The sequence below is a fragment of the Achromobacter sp. CF-sbj1-Ac2-l genome (assembly GCF_052698165.1).
In genome coordinates, this window is sequence record NZ_CP199855.1 from 954,820 (window position 1) to 976,658 (window position 21,839).

General features: G+C 66.4%; 17 protein-coding genes. 6 read left to right on the plus strand and 11 right to left on the minus strand.

Going from position 1 to position 21,839, the window contains the following annotated elements:
- Window positions 1-3: 3 nt before the first annotated feature.
- From pcnB to hda, 3 genes are read right to left on the minus strand one after another with little or no spacing between them, the layout of a single operon-like run.
- On the minus strand, window positions 4-1,389 hold the full coding sequence (pcnB, locus tag ACUDCK_RS04415; protein WP_049071540.1) for a polynucleotide adenylyltransferase PcnB: 1,386 nt from the start codon (window positions 1,387-1,389) through the stop codon (window positions 4-6).
- Window positions 1,390-2,088, minus strand: a complete 699-nt coding sequence (locus ACUDCK_RS04420; protein WP_049071542.1) for an HAD family hydrolase — start codon at window positions 2,086-2,088, stop codon at window positions 1,390-1,392.
- Window positions 2,085-2,786, minus strand: a complete 702-nt coding sequence (gene hda / locus ACUDCK_RS04425) for a DnaA regulatory inactivator Hda (RefSeq protein ID WP_006393057.1) — start codon at window positions 2,784-2,786, stop codon at window positions 2,085-2,087. Before hda ends, ACUDCK_RS04420 begins: the two co-directional genes overlap by 4 nt.
- A gap of 316 nt (window positions 2,787-3,102) precedes the next feature.
- Here hda and purM point away from each other — a divergent pair, with 316 nt between their 5' ends.
- Entirely contained in the window at window positions 3,103-4,152 is a 1,050-nt protein-coding gene (gene purM / locus ACUDCK_RS04430) for a phosphoribosylformylglycinamidine cyclo-ligase (RefSeq protein WP_049071544.1), read from the plus strand.
- 60 nt (window positions 4,153-4,212) lie between these two features.
- On the opposite strand, the gene ACUDCK_RS04435 is transcribed toward purM, so the two are convergent.
- From ACUDCK_RS04435 to mutL, 3 genes are all read right to left on the minus strand, one after another.
- Entirely contained in the window at window positions 4,213-4,707 is a 495-nt protein-coding gene (locus tag ACUDCK_RS04435; RefSeq protein WP_175168178.1) for a hypothetical protein, read from the minus strand.
- Window positions 4,708-4,791: 84 nt separating this feature from the next.
- Window positions 4,792-5,748, minus strand: coding sequence for a tRNA (adenosine(37)-N6)-dimethylallyltransferase MiaA (gene miaA, locus ACUDCK_RS04440; RefSeq protein ID WP_175168179.1), 957 nt, complete (start codon window positions 5,746-5,748; stop codon window positions 4,792-4,794).
- A 3-nt stretch (window positions 5,749-5,751) separates the two neighbouring features.
- On the minus strand, window positions 5,752-7,698 hold the full coding sequence (gene mutL / locus ACUDCK_RS04445; protein WP_175168180.1) for a DNA mismatch repair endonuclease MutL: 1,947 nt from the start codon (window positions 7,696-7,698) through the stop codon (window positions 5,752-5,754).
- A 97-nt stretch (window positions 7,699-7,795) separates the two neighbouring features.
- On the opposite strand from mutL, the gene ACUDCK_RS04450 reads away from it, so the two are divergent.
- Window positions 7,796-8,434 (plus strand): VTT domain-containing protein, encoded by a 639-nt coding sequence (locus ACUDCK_RS04450; protein ID WP_006388894.1) that lies wholly within the window; start codon window positions 7,796-7,798, stop codon window positions 8,432-8,434.
- A 48-nt stretch (window positions 8,435-8,482) separates the two neighbouring features.
- Here the strand turns inward: ACUDCK_RS04450 and ACUDCK_RS04455 are convergent, their stop codons facing one another.
- From ACUDCK_RS04455 to tsaE, 3 genes are all read right to left on the minus strand, one after another.
- Window positions 8,483-10,918, minus strand: a complete 2,436-nt coding sequence (locus tag ACUDCK_RS04455) for a TonB-dependent receptor domain-containing protein (RefSeq protein ID WP_244976960.1) — start codon at window positions 10,916-10,918, stop codon at window positions 8,483-8,485.
- Between the two features lie 314 nt (window positions 10,919-11,232).
- The gene (locus tag ACUDCK_RS04460) at window positions 11,233-12,612 is read right to left on the minus strand and encodes an N-acetylmuramoyl-L-alanine amidase (protein WP_175168182.1); all 1,380 of its coding nucleotides are present in this window, start codon (window positions 12,610-12,612) and stop codon (window positions 11,233-11,235) included.
- Window positions 12,540-13,079: a tRNA (adenosine(37)-N6)-threonylcarbamoyltransferase complex ATPase subunit type 1 TsaE gene (tsaE, locus tag ACUDCK_RS04465; protein ID WP_081273397.1), complete on the minus strand. Its 540-nt coding sequence runs from the start codon at window positions 13,077-13,079 to the stop codon at window positions 12,540-12,542. The genes ACUDCK_RS04460 and tsaE overlap by 73 nt, the downstream gene beginning before the upstream one ends.
- Window positions 13,080-13,249: 170 nt before the next feature.
- Between tsaE and fumC the strand changes: the two genes are divergently transcribed.
- Both fumC and ACUDCK_RS04475 read left to right on the plus strand, forming a co-directional pair.
- Complete coding sequence (gene fumC / locus ACUDCK_RS04470) at window positions 13,250-14,641, plus strand: class II fumarate hydratase (RefSeq protein WP_054501831.1); 1,392 nt, start codon at window positions 13,250-13,252, stop codon at window positions 14,639-14,641.
- Window positions 14,642-15,290: 649 nt separating this feature from the next.
- Window positions 15,291-16,646 (plus strand): IS110 family transposase, encoded by a 1,356-nt coding sequence (locus ACUDCK_RS04475; protein WP_049073553.1) that lies wholly within the window; start codon window positions 15,291-15,293, stop codon window positions 16,644-16,646.
- A 179-nt stretch (window positions 16,647-16,825) separates the two neighbouring features.
- Here the strand turns inward: ACUDCK_RS04475 and ACUDCK_RS04480 are convergent, their stop codons facing one another.
- Window positions 16,826-17,725 carry an AEC family transporter gene (locus ACUDCK_RS04480; RefSeq protein ID WP_155755459.1) on the minus strand — a complete coding sequence of 300 codons (900 nt, stop codon included), beginning with the start codon at window positions 17,723-17,725 and terminating at the stop codon, window positions 16,826-16,828.
- 245 nt (window positions 17,726-17,970) lie between these two features.
- On the opposite strand from ACUDCK_RS04480, the gene ACUDCK_RS04485 reads away from it, so the two are divergent.
- Window positions 17,971-18,954: a tripartite tricarboxylate transporter substrate binding protein BugE gene (locus ACUDCK_RS04485; RefSeq protein WP_054501829.1), complete on the plus strand. Its 984-nt coding sequence runs from the start codon at window positions 17,971-17,973 to the stop codon at window positions 18,952-18,954.
- A 108-nt stretch (window positions 18,955-19,062) separates the two neighbouring features.
- Here ACUDCK_RS04485 and ACUDCK_RS04490 read toward each other — a convergent pair whose 3' ends face one another.
- Window positions 19,063-19,953 carry a LysR family transcriptional regulator gene (locus tag ACUDCK_RS04490; RefSeq protein ID WP_116792988.1) on the minus strand — a complete coding sequence of 297 codons (891 nt, stop codon included), beginning with the start codon at window positions 19,951-19,953 and terminating at the stop codon, window positions 19,063-19,065.
- A gap of 128 nt (window positions 19,954-20,081) precedes the next feature.
- Between ACUDCK_RS04490 and ggt the strand changes: the two genes are divergently transcribed.
- Complete coding sequence (ggt, locus tag ACUDCK_RS04495) at window positions 20,082-21,839, plus strand: gamma-glutamyltransferase (RefSeq protein WP_175168326.1); 1,758 nt, start codon at window positions 20,082-20,084, stop codon at window positions 21,837-21,839.

Below are 21,839 nucleotides of genomic sequence, written 5' to 3' on the forward strand. Positions count from 1 at the left end.
GCTTTACTCGGCGCCGCCGGCACCGCCCGCGGCGCTGCCCGCGCCACGCGAGGACGAGCGGCGGCGCGGCCGGCGCTTGCGCGCGGCCGGCGCCGGGCCGTCGCTGGCGTCGCGCGGCAGGCGCGAGACTTCCTCGATCATGTCGGCGCGGGTGGCGTCATCGGCGTTGGCCAGGTCCATCCACCACTGCGCCAGCACGCTGTCGAACTCGCCGGCGGCGGCGCGCAGTTGCAGGAAGTCGCAGGCGGCGCGAAAGCGCGGCTGCTCGATCATGCGGAAGATGGTCTTGCCCATGCGGCGCTCGAAGCGCGGCTGCATGAACCAGATCTCGCGCATGTCCGACGAGAAGCGGCGCTGGATCGCGAGCTTCTCGGTCTGCTCGTCGAGCACCGAGTCGGCGGCCTGCGACAGCGCAGGGATGGTGTGTTCGCCCTGGGCGCGCAACTGCTTCCAGCGCACTTCCACCTGCTGCCACAGCAGCGCGGCGAACAGGAAGCTGGGGCTGATGGTCTTGCCGGCGCGCACGCGGGCGTCGGTGCGTTCCAGCGCCAGTTCCACGAAGTGTTCGCCGCCCGGCTGTTCCAGCACCACGTCCAGCAGCGGCAGCAGGCCGTTGTGCAGGCCGTCGGCGCGCAACTGGCGCAGGCAGTCCATGGCGTGGCCGCAGGTCAGCAGCTTGAGCATCTCGTCGAACAGGCGCGAGGCCGGCACGTTTTCGATCAGGTCTGCCATGGTGCGGATCGGCTGGCGCGTGGCCGGGTCGATCGTGCCGTTCAGCTTGGCGGCGAAGCGCACCGCGCGCAGCATGCGCACCGGATCTTCGCGGTAGCGCTTGGCCGGGTCGCCGATCATGCGGATCTGGCGCTTCTTCAGGTCGGCCACGCCGTTGTGGAAGTCGATCACTTCCTCGTTGTGCGGGTCGTAGTACAGCGCGTTCATGGTGAAGTCGCGGCGCGCCGCGTCTTCCTCGTGCGTGCCGAACACGTTGTCGCGCAGGATGCGGCCGTGCGCGTCGGTTTCCTGGTCTTCCGAGGCGGGGGCGCGGAAGGTGGAGGTCTCGATGATTTCCTGGCCGAACACCACGTGCACCAGTTGGAAGCGGCGGCCGATGATGCGGGCGCGGCGGAACAGCGGGCGGATCTGTTCGGGCGTGGCGTTGGTGGCGACGTCGAAGTCCTTGGGTTCCAGGCCGACGATCAGGTCGCGCACCGCGCCGCCGACGATATAGGCTTCATAGCCATGCTGGCGCAACACCTCGCATACCTTGATGGCGTGGCGCGAGACATTGCGGCGGTCGATGCCGTGCTTGTCGCGTCCGATGCGCAAAGGCCCCCGGGCTGCCGGCGCGAACAGTCGGCCGACGAATTTTTTTATGGTTTCGGTGATCATTTAGGACTTGGCATCTATGACGTGGTCGAACAGATCGATCACTTGCCAGCCGCGTTCCTGGGCGATGGCGCGCAGGGTGGGGCTGGGGTTGGCGGCGATCGGGCGGGTCACCTTTTCGAGCAGCGGGACATCATTGACCGAATCGCTATAGAAAAACGATTCGGGGAAATCCGCAAGCCCCAGGCCCATGGCGGCCAGCCAGTCGTTCACGCGCACCACCTTGCCTTCCTTGAAGCTGGGGGTGCCGAGGATGCGGCCGGTGTAGCGGCCGCGCTGGACTTCGGCGTCGGTGGCCACCAGGTGGGGGATGCCGAAGGCGCGGGCGATGGGGGCGGTGACGAAACTGTTGGTGGCGGTGACCACGGCGCACAGGTCGCCGGCTTCCAGGTGCGATTCGACCAGCGCGCGCGCGGCGGGGGTGATCGACGGGCGGATGACCTCGGCCATGAAGGCCTCGTGCCAGGCGGCCAGATCGAACGGCGCGTGCGCCGCCAGCAGGCCCAGCATGAACTCGGCGGCCTGTTCGGCGGTGAGTTCGCCGCGGTTGTAGCGGTCCATCAGGTCGTCGTTCTGGCGGCGGGCCTCGTCCGGATCGCCGGCGCGGCCGGTGCGCGCCAGGTAGTCGGCCCATTGGTAGTCGCTGTCCAGCGGCAGCAGGGTGTGATCCAGGTCGAACAGGGCGAGACGTCGGGAGGTCATGTGCGTTGTGAATCCGGGTCTGCGAGCATGGCGCGCAGCAGGGGCAGGGTGATGGGACGGCCGGTGGCCAGCGAGTATCGGTCCAGCGCGTCCAGCAAGGCCGCCAGCTTGCGGATGTCGCGCTCGTGGTGCGTCAACATCCAGTTGATGATTTCGGGCGCCAGGTGCAGGCCGCGTTCGGCCGCCTGGGCCGCCAGCGCCGCCAGCTTGTCGGCGTCTGACAGCGGGTCGAGGCGGAACACCAAGTCCCAGCCCAGCCGGGTGCGCAGGTCCTCGCGCAGCGGCATCGACAGCGTCGAGCGGTCGCCCGCCACGGCCAGCGCGAAGGCGCGGCCGGTGGCGGCCGATTCGCGCCAGCGGTTGTATAGGGCAAAGAGGCCCGCCTGCCGGTGCTCGTCCATGAGGTGCACGTCGTCCACCGCCACGAACTTGGGCATGGGCGACTTGGAGTCGGCCTCGGCCAGCACGCGCAGGATGTTGGCGCTGTTGGCCGCTTCGATGTAGACGGCGTCGGGGCGCGCGGTCAGCGCGCGCAGCAGGTGGCTGCGGCCGCAGCCGGCCGCGCCCCAGATGTACAGCGCGCGGCCGGGAGCAAGCGTGCGCACGGCCGCCAGCGCCTCTCCGTTGGGACCGGCGATGAAGTTGTTCAGCGAGGGCGCTGGCGCGGGAAGAACGTCGAGCAGCAGCTGGCGGTTCATGAGAGGTTATCGATCAGGCGGGTAGAGCCAGGCTCCAGGGTGAGCCCACGGCCGGCGGCGGCGTTGCCCGCCAGAAACTGGCAAAATCGCTATCGGCCAACCCTACACTTTAAACCACCCGGGGCGCCGGTGTCGCGTCCAAGCCCTTTGCCTGGCTTGGGTTTGCGCCAAAATGGCGCCGCGCCGGGCCGGGGCCGTCCCGCCCGCCGCCGGCGGCTTTCGCCGGGCGCTGGCCAGGACCGGGCCGCAACATCGTAAAATGCAGGGCGTTCCACCCCAATTCCCAGCAATTGTTACATATCCCACGGCATTTCTCATGACGAATCAACCCAAAGCTCCCCTGACCTACCGTGACGCCGGTGTCGACATCGACGCGGGCGACGCCCTGGTCGACCGTATCAAACCGCTTGCGGCGCGCACCATGCGCCCCGGGGTGCTGGCCGGTATCGGCGGCTTTGGCGGCCTGTTCGAAGTGCCCAAGCACTACAAGGAGCCGGTGCTGGTCTCCGGCACCGACGGCGTCGGCACCAAGCTGCGCCTGGCGTTCGACTGGAACCGCCACGACACCGTCGGCATCGACCTGGTGGCGATGAGCGTCAACGACATCCTGGTGCAGGGCGCCGAGCCGCTGTTCTTCCTGGATTATTTCGGTTGCGGCAAGCTTTCGGTGGACACGGCGGCGTCGGTGGTGGGCGGCATCGCCAAGGGCTGCGAACTGTCGGGCTGCGCCCTGATCGGCGGCGAAACCGCCGAAATGCCGGGCATGTACCCCGATGGCGAATACGACCTGGCCGGGTTCGCGGTGGGCGCGGTCGAGAAGTCGGCCATCATCGACGGCAAGTCGATCAAGGTCGGCGATGTGGTGCTGGGCCTGGCGTCCAGCGGCGCGCACTCGAACGGCTACTCGCTGCTGCGCAAGATCCTGGAACGCGCCGGCGCCAAGCCCGACGACGACTTCCACGGCCAGCCGCTGGTCGACGTGGTCATGGCCCCGACCCGCATCTACGTCAAGCAGGTGCTGGCCGCGCTGGCCAAGCACGGCAGCGCCATCAAGGGCCTGGCCCACATCACCGGCGGCGGCCTGCTCGACAACGTGCCGCGCATCCTGCAGGACGGCCTGTCGGCCCGCCTGCGGCGCGACAGCTGGGAAATGCCCAAGCTGTTCCAGTGGCTGCAGGAGCAGGGCGGCGTCGAGGACACCGAGATGTACCGCGTCTTCAACTGCGGCATCGGCATGGTGCTGGTGGTGGATCCGGCTCAGGCCGATGCCATCGCCGCCACGCTGCGCGAGCAGGGCGAAACCGTCAGCAAGCTGGGCGAGATCGTCGCCCAGACCGAAGGCATGCCGCAGACCGTGGTGGTCTGAGCCTGCCGGCCTTGCAATGAACAACCCGCCCTGGTGGCGGGTTTTTCTTTCGCAGTCCGGCTAGAAGAACTTGACCCGGCCCGCGTCCTCGCGGAATGCTTCTCCCGTATCCAGGTCCGTGCGCCAGATGGTGTCGTGAACGGACAGAAAGCCACGCACCTCCCGGTTGGCGTCCCGCGCGTCGCGCCAGGCCGCCTGGAACCAGGCGAGGTAGGTCTCCGTCATCATTTCGCGCAGTTCATCGCCGAAATCGTCGTCCTCGTTGTCCATGGCTTCGGTCAACGCGGCGTCGACATCGGGCGGAATCAACGGGTACTGCAATGCCAACCGCAGGCCCCGGCCACAGTAGCCGGAACGCGTGTTCAAGGGAATCGCGACGGGAGCGAACGACTCCCAGTCGTACTCGAAGTGGATGGCGTCCACGGTTTCCCTGGAAACGCCCTGGTCCAGCGTGAACGGGCGTTCGCGGAGCAACCGCTGGATTTCGCCGATCAAGGCCTCGTTCTGCCTGCGCAGCCCGGCGGCAAAAGACTGGTTCGCTTCGTTGATTTCCATCCGTTCGATATCCCGTGGTCAGGCGCTGCCGCAAGGGCCGGCTGCGGCGAAAAGGTCAGGCGCGAAGGCGGGCAGCCTCTTGCGTCAGGATGCATCGTCCAGCGCCGTGGCCACCGCGTCGATGGTCCGCGCCACCGCATCGGCCGCCAGGCAGTCGACGATGACGCGCTCGGGCTGGGCGCGCAGCCAGGTGATCTGGCGCTTGGCCAACTGGCGGGTGGCGGCGATGCCCTGTTCGCGGGCTTCCTCCAGGCTGATCTCGCCGTCGAGATGGGCCCACATCTGGCGGTAGCCGACGCAGCGCACCGACGGCAGGCCCGGGTGCAGGTCGGCGCGTGCATGCAGGCCGCGCACTTCTTCCAACAGGCCGCTGGCCAGCATCGCGTCGAAGCGTTGTTCGATGCGCGCGTGCAGCGCGGCGCGCGCCGAGGGTTCCAGGCTGATGGTCAGGTAGCGGTGGTCGTCGTCGCCGGCGGCGGCGCGCTGGCGGCCGAGCAGCGCCGACATGGGCTGGCCCGACAACCGGCAGATTTCCAGCGCGCGCTGGATCCGCTGGCTGTCGTTGGGCGCCAGGCGCGCGGCGGTGACGGGATCCAGCCGCGCCAGCTCGGCGTGCAGCGCCGGCCAGCCGTCGCGGGCGGCGCGCGCTTCCAGCTCGGCGCGCAAGGCCGGATCGGCCTGCGGCAGGTCGTCCAGGCCGTCGCGCAACGCCTTGTAGTACATCATGGTGCCGCCGGCCAGAAGCGGAATGCGGCCGCGCGCGCGGATTGCGTCGATCAGGCGCAGCGCGTCGGCGCGGAATTCGGCCGCCGAATACGACTGCGCCGGATCCCGGATATCCAGCAGGTGCTGGGGCACCTGCGCTTGTTCGGCCGGCGAGGGCTTGGCGGTGCCGATGTCCATGCCGCGGTAGATGGTGGCGGAATCGACGTTGACGATTTCCAGCGGCCAGCGTTCGGCCAGCGCCAGGGTGGAGGCGCTCTTGCCGGCCGCGGTGGGGCCGGCCAGGCAGATGACGAGGGGAGGGGCGGACACGGACAAGACCTATTGCCCGCGCAGGAACAGCTTGTCCAGGTCGGACACCGACCATTGCACCCAGGTCGGCCGGCCGTGGTTGCACTGGTCCGCGCGCTCGGTGGCTTCCATCTGCCGCAGCAGGCCGTTCATCTCTTCGATCGTGAGCTTGCGGTTGGCGCGCACCGAGCCATGGCAGGCCATGGTCGACAACAGTTCGTTGCGCTGTTCGGTCAGCAGGCGCGACACGCCCACGCCGGCCAGGTCGCGCAGCACGGCGCGCGCCAGCGTCTCGATGTCGCCGCGCGCCAGGATGGCGGGCACCGAGCGCACCGCGATCGACGTGGGGCCCGAGGGGCGCATCTGGAAGCCGAGGTCTTCGAGCTGTTCCTCGAATTCCTCGACCACCGCCACATCCTTTTCCTGGGCGTGGAACACCACCGGCACCAGCAGGTCCTGGCGCGGCAGGCTGCGCGCGTCCAGCGCCTGCTTGAGTTGTTCGTAGACCACGCGCTCATGGGCCGCGTGCATGTCCACCAGCACCATGCCGCGGCGGTTCTGCGCCAGGATGTAGATGCCGTGCAACTGGCCCAGCGCCATGCCGAGCGGGTGTTCCTCGTCGGCCGGCAGCGTCGGCGCGGGGGCGGCCTGCGGCGCCAGCGCCGCCACGTCGCGCAGCGGCTCGACGCGCGCGGCGGTGTCTTCGGTCAGGGGGCGATACAGCGATTGCCAGTCGGCGGCGGGAATCCCGGCCGGCTCGGCGTGCAGGCGGAACGGCACCTGCGTATGCGGGCGCTGCGGCGCCGGCGAGGGCCGCAGGCCGTAGGCGGGCGCGGCGCCCGGGCTGGCGCCGGTATAGCCGGGGCGAGGCGTGTCGGCCGGCGCGGAGGCGGGCAAGCCGCCGGGCGCCGTGGGCGCTGATGGCGCCACGGTCTCGAATCCGTCATCGTCATCGCGCGGCGCCGCGGTCGGCGCCACCGCCGACGATCCGCCCGTCTGCGCCAGCGTCTGGCTGACCGCGTGGTTGACGAAGCGGTGCACCGCGCCACTGTCGCGAAAGCGCACCTCGTGCTTGGCCGGATGCACGTTGACGTCGACCGCGGCCGGGTCGATGTCCAGGAACAGCACATAGGCCGGCTGGCGGTCGCCATGCAGCACGTCGGCGTAGGCGGCGCGCAGCGCGTGGCTGACGGTGCGGTCGCGCACGTAGCGGCCGTTGACGTACAGGTACTGCCGGTCGGCGCGGGCGCGGGCCGCGGTGGGGCGGGTGATCATGCCTGCCAGGCTGACCGTGCCGACGCTGTGCGACAGCAGCAGGCCGTGTTCGGCGAATTCCGCGCCCAGCACGTCGCGGATGCGCTGCGGCGGTTCGGCCGGCAGCCACTGGCGCTGTGCGCGGTCGTGGTGGAACAGGCGGAAGGCGATCTGCGGATGGGCCAGCGCGATGCGCTCCATGGCGTCGACGCAGTGGCCGAATTCGGTGGCTTCCGAGCGCAGGAACTTGCGCCGCGCCGGCACCGCGTCGAACAACTGGCGCACGTCCACGGTGGTGCCCGGCGGGCCCGAGGCGGGGGTGACCTGCATGCTGCCGGCCTGGATCTGCCAGGCATGCTCGCCATCGCGCGTGCGCGAAATAATGGAGACCTGCGCCACCGAGGCAATCGAGGCCAGCGCCTCGCCGCGGAACCCCATGGACGCGACCGATTCCAGCTCGTGGAGGTTGCGGATCTTGCTGGTGGCGTGGCGCGCCAGCGCCAGCGGCAGCTCATCCGGTGGAATGCCACCACCATCGTCGGTCACGGCAATGCGGCGGATGCCGCCGCCCTCCAGGCGCACCTCGATCGCGCGGGCGCCGGCGTCGATGGCGTTCTCGAGGATTTCCTTGAGCACCGAGGCGGGTCTCTCGATCACTTCGCCCGCGGCGATCTGGCTGATCAGCAGATCGGGCAGCGCAAGAATGGAGCGGCGTTCTGTCATGGGGGGTTCCGGTGTAGCCATAGGGAGGATTTTAGCCTCTGGATACGGTGGGCTATAGTCGTGGCCTGATTCCCCTTCCGCCTTCAGGGACGTATTGATGCTTGAATTTTTCCAAATGGTGCTCCACATCGACCAGACTCTCGGGGTCTGGGTCCAGCAGTATGGCGTGTGGGTCTATCTGGTGCTGTTCCTGATCGTTTTCGCGGAGACAGGATTGGTGGTGTTGCCGTTCCTGCCGGGCGATTCGCTGCTGTTCATCGCTGGCGCCTTCGGCGCCACGGGCAGCCTCGATCCGGTGTTGCTGGGGGCGCTGCTGATCGTGGCCGCCATCACCGGCAACAGCGTGAACTACGCCATCGGCCGCTACATCGGGCCGCGCGTGTTCTCGATGAATCTGCGCTTCCTGGATCGCGGCGCCCTGATGCGCACGCACGCTTTCTATGAGAAGCATGGCGGCAAGACCATCGTCATGTCGCGCTTCATTCCGGTGGTGCGCACGTTCGCGCCGTTCGTGGCCGGCGTGGCCGACATGCCGTTGTCGCGCTTCCAGCTTTTCAATGTGCTGGGCGCACTGCTGTGGGTGGTCAGCCTGGTGGCGGCGGGCTATTTCTTCGGCAATATCCCGCTGGTGAAAGAGCACCTGAACACCATCGTCCTGATCGGCCTGGCCGCGGCCATCGTGCCGGTGGTCGGCGCGGCCCTGTTCAAGCTGCTGCGCGCGCGCCGGGGCGGCTGACCGCGGCAAACCGAGCCTGGCCACCCCGGAAATGGAAAAGCGACGGAATCAGAACATCGCGGTGACGCTTAGCTGGTAGGTCCTGCCAGGCGCGGTGCCCAAGGCGATATCACGCAGATCCTGCTCCGAGGTCGTCGTCATTTTTCTATTGCTGGCGTATTCCCAGTATCTGCGGTTGGTGAGGTTGTAGACTCCCATCGCCACTGTCAGGTGTTTCTTCACGTTGTAGTAGGCCGTCAGATCGAAAATGCTGTATCCGGGTACGCGCAGGTAGTTCTTTTCGTATTTTTCGGAATATTCCTCGAATGAGAGGCTGCCATTGTTCGGGAAATTCTGGCGGACAGGGTCGACGGCTTGCTTGCCCTTGACGAAGGTGGCGGTAAGGCTCGCGCCGTAGCGGTTTTGGGGGTCATCCCAGGCCAATGATGCAATGGCCTTGACAGGCAACACGCTGTCCAGCTCCACCCAGCCATCACCCGAATACGATGATTTCGATTTGCCCTGGTTGTATCCCACGGCAAAAGTGCTGCTCAGTCCATGAGCGGCGCCGAACAGCGCGCCATAATCGATCCGGGTGACGACCTCTGCGCCATAGATGTATGCCTTGTCGCGGTTCTCCGCGATGGTGAGGCTGGAGATCGACGCCGGAAGCCTGGCCAGCAGGCTTTGCACGCCCGGTTTCGGCGCGCCTGTCTGGTAGTCCCTCAAGGCGTATTTCCGGTTATAGATGAAATTGTCGTAGCTGTTGTAGAAGACATTGCCGCGCACCGTAAGGCCACGGGCTGCCTTGCCAACCACCCCTAATTCAAACTGGTTGCTGGTTTCGGACTTGAGGTCGGAATTGCCCACCATGGCGGGCGAGGCGCGCCCAATCCTGGGGTGCAGCCAGATTCCCGCTATCTGGCTGCTGGTGGGGTAGGAGACTCCGCGTTTGTACTGCAGGTAGGTATTGAACCCCTGTTTGAACGCATACATGACGGTCAACGAAGGCAATAGCTTCCCGTCCGTAAACGTCTTGCCATGTATCTCGTTGATTTCCGCCAGCGTCAATGCGCCCAGCGCGTTGTCGTCGGACGGGGCCTCAAAGCCCTGCGGGTTGATTTTGTGCCGCGAGTATTTCAGTCCCGGCATCACCGAAAACGCGCCGATGGTGATGGTGTCGCTCAGCCATACATTCGTGTCATAGGTTCTGTTGTTGCCCTGCGGCTGCAAGGTGGGATAGTCCGCGCCGACTTGGTCAAACGGCCGGGAAAAATCCGTTATCGAGAAATTCACGCCGTAATTCAATGCCTGGGCGCCATAGTCCTTGGTGATTTCGCTTTGCAGGCCATAAGTCTTGGTGTTCATGTTGGAGAAAGTCGAAACATTCTCCAAGGGGTTCTCCGTCTCCATTCCGGTCGACCACGACCTGGATGAGGTGACGATGTCCTGCGCTGAAACGGTGTCATCGCCAACGCGCGTTTGCTGATAGAAGACCTTGCTTTCCATCGTATCCATCAGCGCATTGTTTCGCGGCGTGAAAACGTGCGCCAGGCTGATCGAGTCGCGTTGCGTGGAATTCCGTTGCCTGCTTGCGCCGACAACGCTTTCGTGGGGGGCGCGGCTGTTCAGCTTTTTATACATGGGCGCGCTTTCGCGGCTGGACTTGCGATAGAAATCCAGGGTGCCTATGATCCGGCCGCTGCCGCCGGTGTCGATCACGCCGTTGATCAGCGCGGCGTCGGAATGCCAGCGCATCGGATAAGTATCCAGATAGCCGCTGTTGTTCCGCGTCTGCCTGCCATCACGTCGGCTGTAGGCGAACAATGCCCTGGCGCTGTCATTGCCGAACGCGGTGGTCACGCCGTTGTGCCAGCCATGATCGGAGGTGTCGAACTCGCCGGTGTATTCCAGGTAGCTGCGTTTACCGTCCGTGAGATAGGCGTCCGGTGATTTGCTGACGAATGACACAGAGCCGCCGACCACGTTCTTGACCGTGTTCTGGCGCGATCCGGAAGCGATGTTCACCTGGCCGTACAGATAGGGATCGATGTAATCGCGGCCAATGCCAAAAGTGTCTTCACCGCTGGAGACCGCGTAACTGCGCCCGGTGGCGTCCGGCAAGGGGATGCCATTGACATCCAGCGCCACCCGGTTGCCGTCCAGGCCGCGAATGTTGTAGCTGCTGTAACCGCCACGGTCAAAACCCGATTTGCCGTTGCGGGACCCGCTGTTCACGCCCGATGCGCTGATCAGCGGTTGGTAGCGCATGATGGTGCCAAAGTTGTTGCCACCCGTCCTTTTCAGCTCATCGGCGGAAATGGATTGCGTGGTGACATCTTCCGGCCTGATGGTTGCGCTAACAGTGATCGGCGAAAAAATCTTCAGCCCATCACGAGCGTCGTGCCTGGCCTCGCCGGGCGTGGCCTCGTTCGGGACGGTCTGGCCATAAGAGCTTGTGGACAACAGGAGGGCTGCCGCCAGCGATATTTTCGTGCGTTTCATGTTCCAGAATCCCTGCATGATGAATACAGGATTGCGCTGGAACGCAAGGCGGAGCGGATAGCAGGCGGACGGCCATGGATCTTTCCAAAAGATGGCCGCTAATCTACCGGGGTCGCTTTCCGGTATCTGTATGGATCCGTCTGAAACTCCGGCGACAAGTCTCGTACTTGCCGGCATATAGGATGGTGTAACCCGACGCTGTTGATAGCCGCACCGTATTCAAGCCGCAGCCAGATCGTCCGAAGGCAACGACGGCGCGCCGCAAAAGAAAAGGGCCATGCGCAGGCATGGCCCAATTCGTATCCGGCATGGTCTTAGCTGACGTCGCCGAGCCGCGCCAGCGGCGGGTTGGCGGTGAAGTAGCGCTGGATGCCCGTCAACATGGCCTGCGCCAGTTTCTCCTGGTGCGCCGTGGTCTTGAGCAGCGCCTCTTCCTGCGGGTTGCTGATGAAGGCGGTTTCGACCAGCACCGACGGGATGTCCGGCGCCTTCAACACGGCGAAGCCGGCCTGCTCGACGCTGTTCTTGTGCAACCGGTTGATCTTCTTGATCTCGTCCAGGAAGGCGTTGCCGACCTTGAGCGAGTCATTGATCTGTGCGGTGGTGGACAGGTCCAGCAGCACCTTGGCCACCTGGCGGTCATGGCTGCCCAGGTTGACGCCGCCGATCAGGTCGGCCGCGTTTTCCTTGTCGGCCATCCAGCGCGCCTGGGCGCTGGTGGCGCCGCGCTGCGACAGCGCGAACACCGAGGAACCGTTGGCCGAGGGCTTGATCCAGGCGTCGGCGTGGATCGACACGAACAAGTCGGCGTGCACCCGGCGCGCCTTCTGTACGCGCACGTGCAGCGGCACGAAGAAGTCGTCGTCGCGCGTGAGGTAGGCGCGCATGTAGGGCTGGGCGTCGATCAGCGCCTTCAGGCGCCGGGCGATGCGCAGCACCACGTCTTTCTCGCGCAGGCCGCTGCCGCCGATGGCGCCCGGGTCCTCGCCGCCGTGGCCGGGATCCAGCGCGATGGTCAGCATGCGTTGCTTGCCACGGCCGGCAGAGGCGGGCGGCGACTTCGGCACCGGCAGCGGCGCGGCCGGCTGCTGGCCGCGCACGCGCGGCGGTTCGGGCGGGTCGGCGCGGGTGGCCGGATTGCGCTGGATGTCCTCGAGGATGCGCGCCAGTGGATCGTCGGCGTCGGGACCGCTCTTGTTCAGGATGGCGACCAGCGGGTCCTGCGCGATCTTGGGATACAGGTCGAGCACCAGGCGGTACTGGTAGTCCGCCACCGGCTTGAGCGTGAAAACCTGGGGCGCCACGGCCTGCTTCAGGTCGAACACCAGCCGCACCACGTTGGGCCGGTTCTGCGCCACGCGCAGGCTCTGGATGTAGGGATCGTCGGGGCGGACCTTGGACACCAGGTCGTTGAGCGCTGCGCTCAGGGTCAGTCCCTCGATATCGACCACCAGGCGGTGGGGATTTTCCAGAGTGAACTGTTCAGCCTTGAGCTCGCTGTCCAGCTCCAGCGTGACGCGGGTGTATTCGTCGGCCGGCCAGGTGCGCACGGCCAGGATGGTGGCGGCCTGCGCCAGCCGCGGCACCACCGGCAGGACGAGCAGGGTGGCGGCGACGCTGATCAGGCGACGTCGGGTGGCGCCTGCCGCAGGGAGGGCGCCGTGTCGGGCGGGGGGACAATCGCGTTCAACCATGTTTGTCCTCGAGCGGTGTGCGCGGTCAGCGTGACATCGCGTCCTTGGCCGGCGTACGACAGGGAAATCTGCAGGTCGGGAGGGGGCAAAAGGCCCTCGGCCCGTTCCGGCCATTCAATCAAAACGACCGCATCCTCACGCAGCAAATCCCGGAATCCGGCGTCCAGCCATTCGCGCGAATCACTAAATCTATAAAAATCAAGGTGATAGAAGTATAAGTTAGAAACTTTATAGGATTCAAGCAGCGCGTAGCTGGGACTCTTGATTCGGCCTGTGATGCCGCATTCCCGCAACAATGCCCTGGAGAAGGCCGTTTTTCCTGCCCCCAGGTCTCCCTGAAGATGGATACATGCGCCTGCCAGCCCGGTTTCGCGGCCGGAGACAAGCGGGGCGAGCTGTCGCGCCAGCGCCTCTGTGGCGGCTTCGTCGGGCAGGTGCAGGGTCAGGCTGCGAAGGGGAGCGGACATGGCGCGGGTCGCGGGGCGAGTGGTAAAAGGTCAGGATGGGAACACGGTTCGAACGCAATTATAGGAATTCGGGTTTCTGCTAATCTTATAAGTGATTGCTATTCTCAAATACGTCCGGCCAGGCGGGTTCCGCCGGCCGTGACGGACGCCGCCACGGAGCAGTAAGCGCCATGAAGACCCGCATCGAAAAAGACACTTTTGGCCCCATCGAAGTCCCCGAGGATCACCTCTGGGGCGCGCAGACGCAGCGTTCGCTGCATTTTTTCGCGATCTCCACCGAAAAGATGCCCGAGCCGCTGGTCATTGCGATGGCGCGCCTGAAGCGCGCGGCCGCCAAGGTCAACGCCGACCTGGGCGAACTCGATCCCAAGATCGCCGACGGCATCATCCGCGCCGCCGATGAAGTCATCGCGGGCAAGTGGCCCAACGAATTCCCGCTGTCCGTGTGGCAGACCGGCTCGGGCACGCAGAGCAACATGAACATGAACGAGGTGCTGGCCAACCGCGCCTCGGAACTGCTGGGCGGCGTGCGCGGCGAAGAACGCAAGGTGCACCCCAACGACCACGTCAACCGCGGCCAGTCGTCCAACGATACCTTCCCCACCGCCATGCACGTGGCCGCCGCCGTCCAGGTCGAGCACCACCTGCTGCCGGCGCTGAAGACCCTGCGCGCCACCTTCGCCGCCAAGAGCGCCGAGTTCTACGACATCGTAAAGATCGGCCGCACCCACCTGCAGGACGCCACCCCGCTGACACTGGGCCAGGAACTGTCCGGCTATGTCGCCCAGCTCGACCTGGCCGAACAGCAGATCCGCGCCACGCTGCCGGGCCTGCACCAGTTGGCCATCGGCGGCACCGCCGTCGGCACCGGCCTGAACGCGCACCCGCAGTTTTCCGCCAAGGTCTCGGCCGAACTGGCCCACGCCACCGAAACCGCCTTCGTCTCCGCGCCCAACAAGTTCCAGGCCCTGGCCTCGCACGAAGCCCTGCTGTTCGCCCACGGCGCCCTCAAGTCGCTCGCCGCCGGCCTCATGAAGATCGCCAACGACGTGCGCTGGCTGTCCAGCGGCCCGCGCTCCGGCCTGGGCGAAATCAGCATCCCCGAAAACGAACCCGGCAGCTCCATCATGCCGGGCAAGGTCAACCCGACCCAGTGCGAAGCCATCACCATGCTGGCCGCCCAGGTCATGGGCAACGACGTCGCCATCAACATCGGCGGCGCCAGCGGCAACTTCGAGCTGAACGTCTACAAGCCCCTGGTGATCCACAACTTCCTGCAGTCCGTGCGCCTCCTGACCGACGGCATGGCCAGCTTCGACAAGCACTGCGCCGCCGGTATCCAACCCAACCGCGAACGCATCGCCGAACTGGTCGACCGCTCGCTGATGCTGGTCACCGCCCTGAACCCCCACATCGGCTACGACAAGGCCGCCCAGATCGCCAAGAAGGCGCACAAGGAAGGCCTGTCGCTGAAGGAATCGGCCCTGGCCCTGGGCTACGTCACCGAAGCCCAATTCGCCGAATGGGTCGTCCCCGGCAGCATGACCAACGCCGGCAAGTAATCCCGCCGCAAAAAAAAGCCGCCCCAGTTGGGGCGGCTTTTTTTTGCGCGCCGCGCTTGATGGCGCGGCCGCACCCCGCCACTGACCGACTACCTCGCCACCTACAGGAGGATGTGGCCCCTCTGCGTCGCCCCAATCTCTCATCACGACGCACTGCGCGCGCTGTCATCGCTGCCATTGTGCGCCGTCCGCGCAAACGCGCAGCGCACACCGCCCCGACACCCACAACCACGTATGCCAGGTCCGGCCGCCCGCGCGGCCGGCCCTGGCGGGCAACGCACCCCCTTCCCTGTCCCTCGGCCCAGCAGCGCGACATTTCTCAACCCCCGTAGCCCCTCGTGGCGGCGTTGGGCCGTGTGAGCAACCTCGATGCGCCCGAGGGAATCCGAAGCCCAATAGTCGTCATTCACGACGCCCGTGACGAAGAAACTGTCTTCGTGGCTGCACCTGTGGCAAGGTGGAATGCCGCTCAGGTAAAGACCGACCTTCCAATGGTGCGTGTTTGCCCACGCCCGTACTGAAGCATGGCCCCGGGTGACGTCACCGACATTGGCGAGCACACGCTTAGCGCGTGCATCCCGTTTGAGAGAGTGAGTACAACGACGTACCCATGCCTGGCGGCATTCCGTTAGCGATGATGGAGCAAGCCATGTCACCTCGCAAGTCCGATGCAACCCTAAGCCTGGCCCATCCCGATGCCGCGGGCATCGACATCGGGTCGGCCAGCCACTTCGTTGCCGTGCCTCATGACCGCGACGACCAACCTGTCCGCGAGTTCAAGAGCTTTACGGCCGATTTGTATCGCCTAGCGCAATGGCTCAAGGACTGCGGCGTTACCGCCGTGGCCATGGAGTCCACCGGCGTTTACTGGATCCCGCTTTATGAGCTGCTCGATAGCCAGGGTTTCACCGTTTACCTGGTCAACGCCCGTCACGTGAAGAACGTCTCGGGCCGCAAGTCCGATGTCCTGGACTGCCAGTGGCTGCAACAGCTCATGAGCTATGGCCTGTTGGCCGGCGCCTTCCGTCCCTCTGACGAGATTTGCGTCTTGCGCGAGTTCTCGCGCCAGCGCGAGATGCTGCTTGCCTCGCAGGTGCGCCACGTGCAGCACATGCAGAAGGCACTTGCCCAGATGAACATTCAGCTCACGCAAGTGCTGTCGGACGTGGTCGGGGTCACCGGTCAGGCCATCATCCGCGCCATCGTCGGTGGCGAGCGCGACCCGCATGCACTGGCCCGCCTGAAGAAGCGCCAGGTCAAGGCCAGCGAGGACGATATCGCTGCCGCGCTGCAAGGCAACTGGCGTCACGAGCACTTGTTCGCGCTGCGGCAAGCGCTGGCCCTGTACGACACCTATCAACAACTGCTCAACGATTGCGATCAGCACATCCAAGCCGAACTGCACAAACTGCACCGCCATGACGGCGATCCGGGCAAGTCGCAGCGCCGCTGGCCCAAAAAGGCCATGGCCTTCGATCTGCGCACGCATCTATTTGCCATGTGCGGCGTGGACCTGACCCGCATCAACGGCATCGACGAGATGACTGCCTTTACCGTCCTGGCCGAGGTCGGTCCGGACATGAACCGCTTCCCTTCGGCCAAGCACTTCGCTTCGTGGTTAGGCTTGTGCCCGGGCACACGCATCTCCGGAGGCAAGGTTCTGAACGGCGCCACCAAACGCTCACCCAACCGCGCCGCACAGGCCCTGCGTCTGGCGGCAATGGCGCTACGTCACAGCCAGTCCGCTTTAGGCGCCTACTACCGAAGGCTGTGCGCTCGCCTGGACAAGCGGCGCGCCATCACCGCAGCCGCGCACAAACTGGCTCGACTGATTTACACCCTACTGACCAAAGGGTCCGAATACGTCGACCAAGGTGAGCTGTACTACGAAGAACGCCACCGCCAACGCGTCCTGCATCACCTGACAAAACGTGCAGAGACCATGGGCTACAGCTTGGTGCCGTTAACCGCCTCAGGAGAAACCAATGAGGTATCAATGACTTAAGTGGAGTTTCTTGAGAGGAGTCGCCGAAGGCGAAGACGAGGATGACGACGGGGCAGTCCGGAGCGAACGCTCCGGACCGCAATCGTGGGCGCTCACACGGCCCAACGCCGCCACGAGGGGCGACCTACGAAGAAAGCAACCGCCGCAAAAACCCCCGAGCCGCGCAACCAAGAAAGCCCCTAAGCGCTCCCCACCAACAACACCCAGGCAGGAATCGTCACAGCAGAAAACAACGTCCCCAGGGAAATGAGCACAGCCACCATCCGCCCATCTCCCCCCATCCGCATCGCCAGCACATAAGCCGCCGAAGCCGTCGGCAACGCCGCGAACAACAACAGCATCCGCGCCTCCAGCGGCGCCAGCCCCAGCAACCTGGCCACGCCCAGCGCCACCAGCGGCAACGCCACCAGCTTCACCGCCAGCATCCACGCGATCAACCCGCCATAGCCCTTGCCCCCTTCCCACGCCAGGCTGGCGCCCACGCACAGGATCCCCAGCGCGATCGCCGCCGCGCCCAGCCGCGCCAGCACCGTGTCCACCGGCCCCGGCAGATGCAGCCCCGCGAGATTGCACGCCAGCCCCGCCAGGGTCGACACCACCAGCGGATTGCGCGCCAGCTCGCGCAGCAGGTTGCCGCCGTTGTGGCGCGCCAACCCGTACACCGCCGCCACGTTGGCCATCGGCACCGCGAAGCCGATGATCAGCGCCATCACGGTCTGTCCGGGCGTGCCGCCCAGGCTGGCCGATAGGGCCAGTCCGATATACGTGTTGAAGCGGAAGCCGCATTGCGCCGAAGATGCCAGGCCGAGCGAGGAGGGCTTGAGGACGAGGCCCGCCAGCCACGACAGCGCCACGCCAGAGAGGAGCACCGCCGCCGTCGCCTGCAACAGTATTGCGGCATTGCCCGCGCTGATCGGCGTGCGCAGGATGGATTGGAACAGCAGGGCGGGGAACAGCACGAAGTACACGAGGCGCTCGGCGCCAGCGAAGAATTCGCGCGAGAAATTGAGTTTGTGCCGCAACGCCCAACCCAGCGCGACCAGCATGAAATCAGGGAAAACCAGCAGTGCGACCGACATGTCGATAATGTGTTTTTCGAGCGCGTCGGCCGGGGATCGGCTCGCTATGCGATCGTAAGCATTTGCTGCTATTCTCCGTCATTCTGGCGGGCGCGTGTGCCACAAGCAACTCAAAACAGCACGGCTTTCTGCCCTGCATACCAAGCGATGCGCCCCCACCGTTAACTGCTGACTCGTCTACAGACGGGCGCGCCACAAAACGGTCCGTTCACATGCGGGCTCGCACATTAGGAGGAAACACACACATGAATAAAGTTCGCTCCCTGGCTATCGCTGTCGCGTTGGCCGCCGGCACGATCGGCGCTTCGGCCGCGCATGCCGCCGACAACTACCCCAACAAGCCGATTCGCGTCATCGTCCCGTTCGCGCCCGGCGGCTCCACCGACATCATCGCGCGCCTCGTGACGCAGCGCATGAGCCAGGAACTGGGCCAGCCGATGGTCGTCGAGAACAAGGGCGGCGCCGGCGGCGCCATCGGCGCGGCCGAAGCCGCGCGCGCCGCGCCGGACGGCTACACGCTGTCGATCGCCACCGTCTCGACGATGGCCGTCAACCCGGCGTGCCGCCCCAATGACCTGCCCTACGATCCGATCAAGGACTTCCAGGCCGTCACCAACTTCGCCAACACCGCCAACGTGGTCGCCGTGAACCCGAAGTTCCCGGCCAAGGACTTCAAGGGCTTCGTCGAAGAACTGAAGAAGAACCCCGGCAAGTACTCGTACGGCAGCTCGGGCACCTGCGGCGTGCTGCACCTGATGGGCGAATCGTTCAAGATGGCCACCGGCACCGACATCGTGCACGTGCCCTACAAGGGGTCGGGCCCGGCCGTGGCTGACGCCGTCGGCGGCCAGATCGAAATCATCTTCGACAACCTGCCGTCCTCGATGCCGCAGATCCAGGCGGGCAAGCTGAACGCCATGGCCATCGCCTGGCCCGACAACATCGCCTCGCTCAAGGGCGTGCCCAACTTCAAGGAAGCCGGCTTCCCGGTGCTGAATCAGCCGGTCTGGTACGGCCTGCTGGCGCCCAAGGGCACCCCGATGGACGTCGTCAACAAGCTGCGTGACGCCGCCGTCGTGGCCCTGAAGGACCCCAAGGTGATCAAGGCGCTGGACGACCAGGGCTCGGCCCCGTCGGGCAACACCCCGGAAGAGTTCGCCAAGGAAATCAAGGAACAGTACGACTGGGCGAAGGACGTCGTGAAGAAGCAGAACATCAAGCTGGATTGATGGGGCAACGGCGCGGCTTTTTTGCCGGCCGTCCGCCACCGGCCTGAGCAAGAGGCGCCCCGCGGGGCGCCTCTTGCTTTGTGGCGCGAGGGACCCGCGCCGGCGCGGTCAGCGTTCCAGCGCCGCCTGGCTTGCTTCGCAGGCCGCGCGCAATCGATCGATCAGGTCGCGATGCACCGCCGTCAGCGGGTCCTGGCTGCGCGTCAGCACACTGATCGGCACGCCCAGCGTGGGTGACAGGCGCCGCAGGCGCATGTCGGGCCGCAGCATCGCCTGGGCGGTGATGGCGTCGACGATGGCATCACCGGCGCCGGCCTGCGCCAGCGCGCAGGCGACGTAGTGAGTCTGCACGCGGATCGCGGCGGGCGGGTCCACGCCCTGCGCGTCCAGGGCCATCCGCAGCAACGCGCCGGCGGCGTCGCTGGCGTCCAGCAGGATCAGGCTGTCGCCGGCGATGTCGGCCAGCGCCAGCGGGCCGCCGCCGGGGCCGCGGCCCAGGTGGACCAGTTCGGTCTGGCCCAGTTCGGTGCGCGTCAGGCCCGGCGTCTCGCCGGTGTCGAAGGTCACCGCCAGGTCCAGCTCGCGTGTCAGCATGCCGCGCACCAGCTCGCTGCTGTGATAGGTGTGGATATCGAAGGTCAGGCCGGGTTGCGCATCGCGGCTGTCGCGCACCACGCCGGGCAGCAGGCCCAGGCCCAGCGCCGGGGCGCAGCCCAGCCGCAGGTGCGCATGGGGCCGGTCGCGCAGGCTGGCGGCCAGCCGGCGCACGCTGTCCAGGTCCTGGTTCAGGCGCGCCACTTCGGGCGTCAGGATGTCGGCCTCGCGCGTGGCCACCAGGCGGCCCTTGACGCGTTCGAACAGCTTGAAGCCCAACTGCGACTCGGCGCTCGCCAGCAGCTTGCTGGCGGCGGGCTGGGTGATGTGCAGCGCCGCGGCGGCCTGGGTCAGGGAGCCGGTGCGGCGGATGGCTTCGAAGATCTCGATGTGGCGCAGGCGCATGGAGCAACGGGGGATATCGGCGCAATCCCGCATTCTACGGCGCGGCGGCGCGCGTGCGACAGCGGCGCGGGTCTTGTCTATCATGGACATCCAAGCCGGGCGTCCGGCGTCATCCTGGAGCCCGTCCCATGCGTGTGTGCCGTTCCCCCGCCGCTTTCCTGATCGCCGCCGTCCTGGCCGTGGCGCCCTCGGCCTGGGCGCGTACGCCGACCGCGGCCGAGGACCTGAATCCGGAAGCCGCCAGCGGCAGCCAGGCGCGCACGCTGGTGCGCGCAGCGCACTTCATGATGGTGTCGGCCAATCCGCTGGCGACTGCGGCCGGCGATGAAATGCTCAAGCGCGGCGGCAGCGTGGTGGATGCCGCCATCGCCACGCAGTTGGTGCTGAACCTGGTCGAGCCGCAATCCTCCGGCATCGGCGGCGGCGCCTTCATGGTGGTGTATTCGGCCAAGGACCGCGCCATCGTCACTTACGACAGCCGCGAGACCGCGCCGGCGGCGGCGCGGCCCGATCGCTTCCTGGATGCCGAGGGCAAGCCGCTGCCGTTCGCGCAGGCGGTCAACAACGGCATGGCCGTGGGCGTGCCGGGCCTGCTGCGCGGCCTGGAGATGGCGCACAAGCGCCAGGGCAAGCTGCCGTGGGCCGACCTGTTCCAGCCCGCCATCCGGCTGGCCGAGCAGGGCTTCGCGGTGTCTCCGCGCCTGCACAAACTGCTGGCGGGCAACAAGGAATTGCCGCGCCAACCGGCCGCCGCGGCCTATTTCTATGCGCCGGACGGCAGCGCCTGGCCGGTTGGCCACGTGCTGAAGAATCCCGCCTTCGCCGCCACGCTGCGGGCCGTGGCGCAGGGCGGCGCGGACGCCTTCTACCAGGGCGATATCGCCCGCGACATCGTGGCCGCGGTGCATGCGCATCCCAAGCCGGGCGACCTGGCGCTGGCCGACCTGGCGGGCTATCAGGCGCGGCAGCGCGAGCCGGTCTGCGGCGCCTATCGCGGCTACGAGCTGTGCGGCATGGGGCCGCCCAGCAGCGGCCCGATCGCGGTGCTGCAGATGCTGGGCGAACTGGAGCAATATCCGATCGGCGATTTCGCGCCCGGCAGCGTCGAGGCGGTGCATTATTTCGCCGAGGCCGGCCGGCTGGCGTTTGCCGACCGCGACTTCTACGTGGCCGACCCGGATTTCGTCCGTGTGCCGGTGCGCGCGATGCTGGATCCGGCGTACCTGCGCGCGCGCGGCGCGCTGATCCGGCCCGACCGCAGCATGAAGGTCGCGCTGCCCGGCGACCCCGAAGGCAAGCTGCTGTCGCTGGGCCGGGACAACGCCCTGGAGCAACCCTCCACCAGTCATCTGGTGGCGGTGGACGCGGACGGCAATGCGTTGTCGATGACCACCACCATCGAGAACGAATTCGGCAGCAAGATCTTCGTGCGCGGCTTCCTGCTGAACAACGAGATGACGGATTTTTCGTCGTCGTTCAAGGATCCCGAAGGGCGGCTGGTGGCCAACCGCGTCGAACCCGGCAAGCGCCCGCGCAGCGCCATGGCGCCGATGATCGTGCTGCGCGACGGCAAGCCCTACCTGCTGGTGGGATCGCCGGGCGGCAGCGCCATCATCAACTACGTCGCCAAGACCATCGTGGCGGTGCTGGACTGGAAACTCGACATCCAGGCCGCGGCGGCCCTGCCGAACCTGGGCAGCCGCAACAAGGAGACCGAGCTGGAGAAGGGCACCGCGCTGGAAGCGCTGGCGCCGGCCCTCGAACGCATGGGGCATCCGGTGAAGATCACCGAGTTCCCCAGCGGTATCCACGGCATCGTGATCGATGCCGAAGGCTTGCAGGGCGGTGTCGATCCGCGCCGCGAGGGCCTGGCCCAAGGCGGTTGA

Bases quoted from the DNA above. Each gene is read 5' to 3' on its own strand.
- pcnB (WP_049071540.1), bottom strand. From the start codon at position 1,389: ATGATCACCGAAACCATAAAAAAATTCGTCGGCCGACTGTTCGCGCCG.
- ACUDCK_RS04420 (WP_049071542.1), bottom strand. From the start codon at position 2,088: ATGACCTCCCGACGTCTCGCCCTGTTCGACCTGGATCACACCCTGCTG.
- hda (WP_006393057.1), bottom strand. From the start codon at position 2,786: ATGAACCGCCAGCTGCTGCTCGACGTTCTTCCCGCGCCAGCGCCCTCG.
- purM (WP_049071544.1), top strand. From the start codon at position 3,103: ATGACGAATCAACCCAAAGCTCCCCTGACCTACCGTGACGCCGGTGTC.
- ACUDCK_RS04435 (WP_175168178.1), bottom strand. From the start codon at position 4,707: ATGGAAATCAACGAAGCGAACCAGTCTTTTGCCGCCGGGCTGCGCAGG.
- mutL (WP_175168180.1), bottom strand. From the start codon at position 7,698: ATGACAGAACGCCGCTCCATTCTTGCGCTGCCCGATCTGCTGATCAGC.
- ACUDCK_RS04450 (WP_006388894.1), top strand. From the start codon at position 7,796: ATGCTTGAATTTTTCCAAATGGTGCTCCACATCGACCAGACTCTCGGG.
- ACUDCK_RS04455 (WP_244976960.1), bottom strand. From the start codon at position 10,918: ATGAAACGCACGAAAATATCGCTGGCGGCAGCCCTCCTGTTGTCCACA.
- ACUDCK_RS04460 (WP_175168182.1), bottom strand. From the start codon at position 12,612: ATGGTTGAACGCGATTGTCCCCCCGCCCGACACGGCGCCCTCCCTGCG.
- tsaE (WP_081273397.1), bottom strand. From the start codon at position 13,079: ATGTCCGCTCCCCTTCGCAGCCTGACCCTGCACCTGCCCGACGAAGCC.
- fumC (WP_054501831.1), top strand. From the start codon at position 13,250: ATGAAGACCCGCATCGAAAAAGACACTTTTGGCCCCATCGAAGTCCCC.
- ACUDCK_RS04475 (WP_049073553.1), top strand. From the start codon at position 15,291: ATGTCACCTCGCAAGTCCGATGCAACCCTAAGCCTGGCCCATCCCGAT.
- ACUDCK_RS04480 (WP_155755459.1), bottom strand. From the start codon at position 17,725: ATGTCGGTCGCACTGCTGGTTTTCCCTGATTTCATGCTGGTCGCGCTG.
- ACUDCK_RS04485 (WP_054501829.1), top strand. From the start codon at position 17,971: ATGAATAAAGTTCGCTCCCTGGCTATCGCTGTCGCGTTGGCCGCCGGC.
- ACUDCK_RS04490 (WP_116792988.1), bottom strand. From the start codon at position 19,953: ATGCGCCTGCGCCACATCGAGATCTTCGAAGCCATCCGCCGCACCGGC.
- ggt (WP_175168326.1), top strand. From the start codon at position 20,082: ATGCGTGTGTGCCGTTCCCCCGCCGCTTTCCTGATCGCCGCCGTCCTG.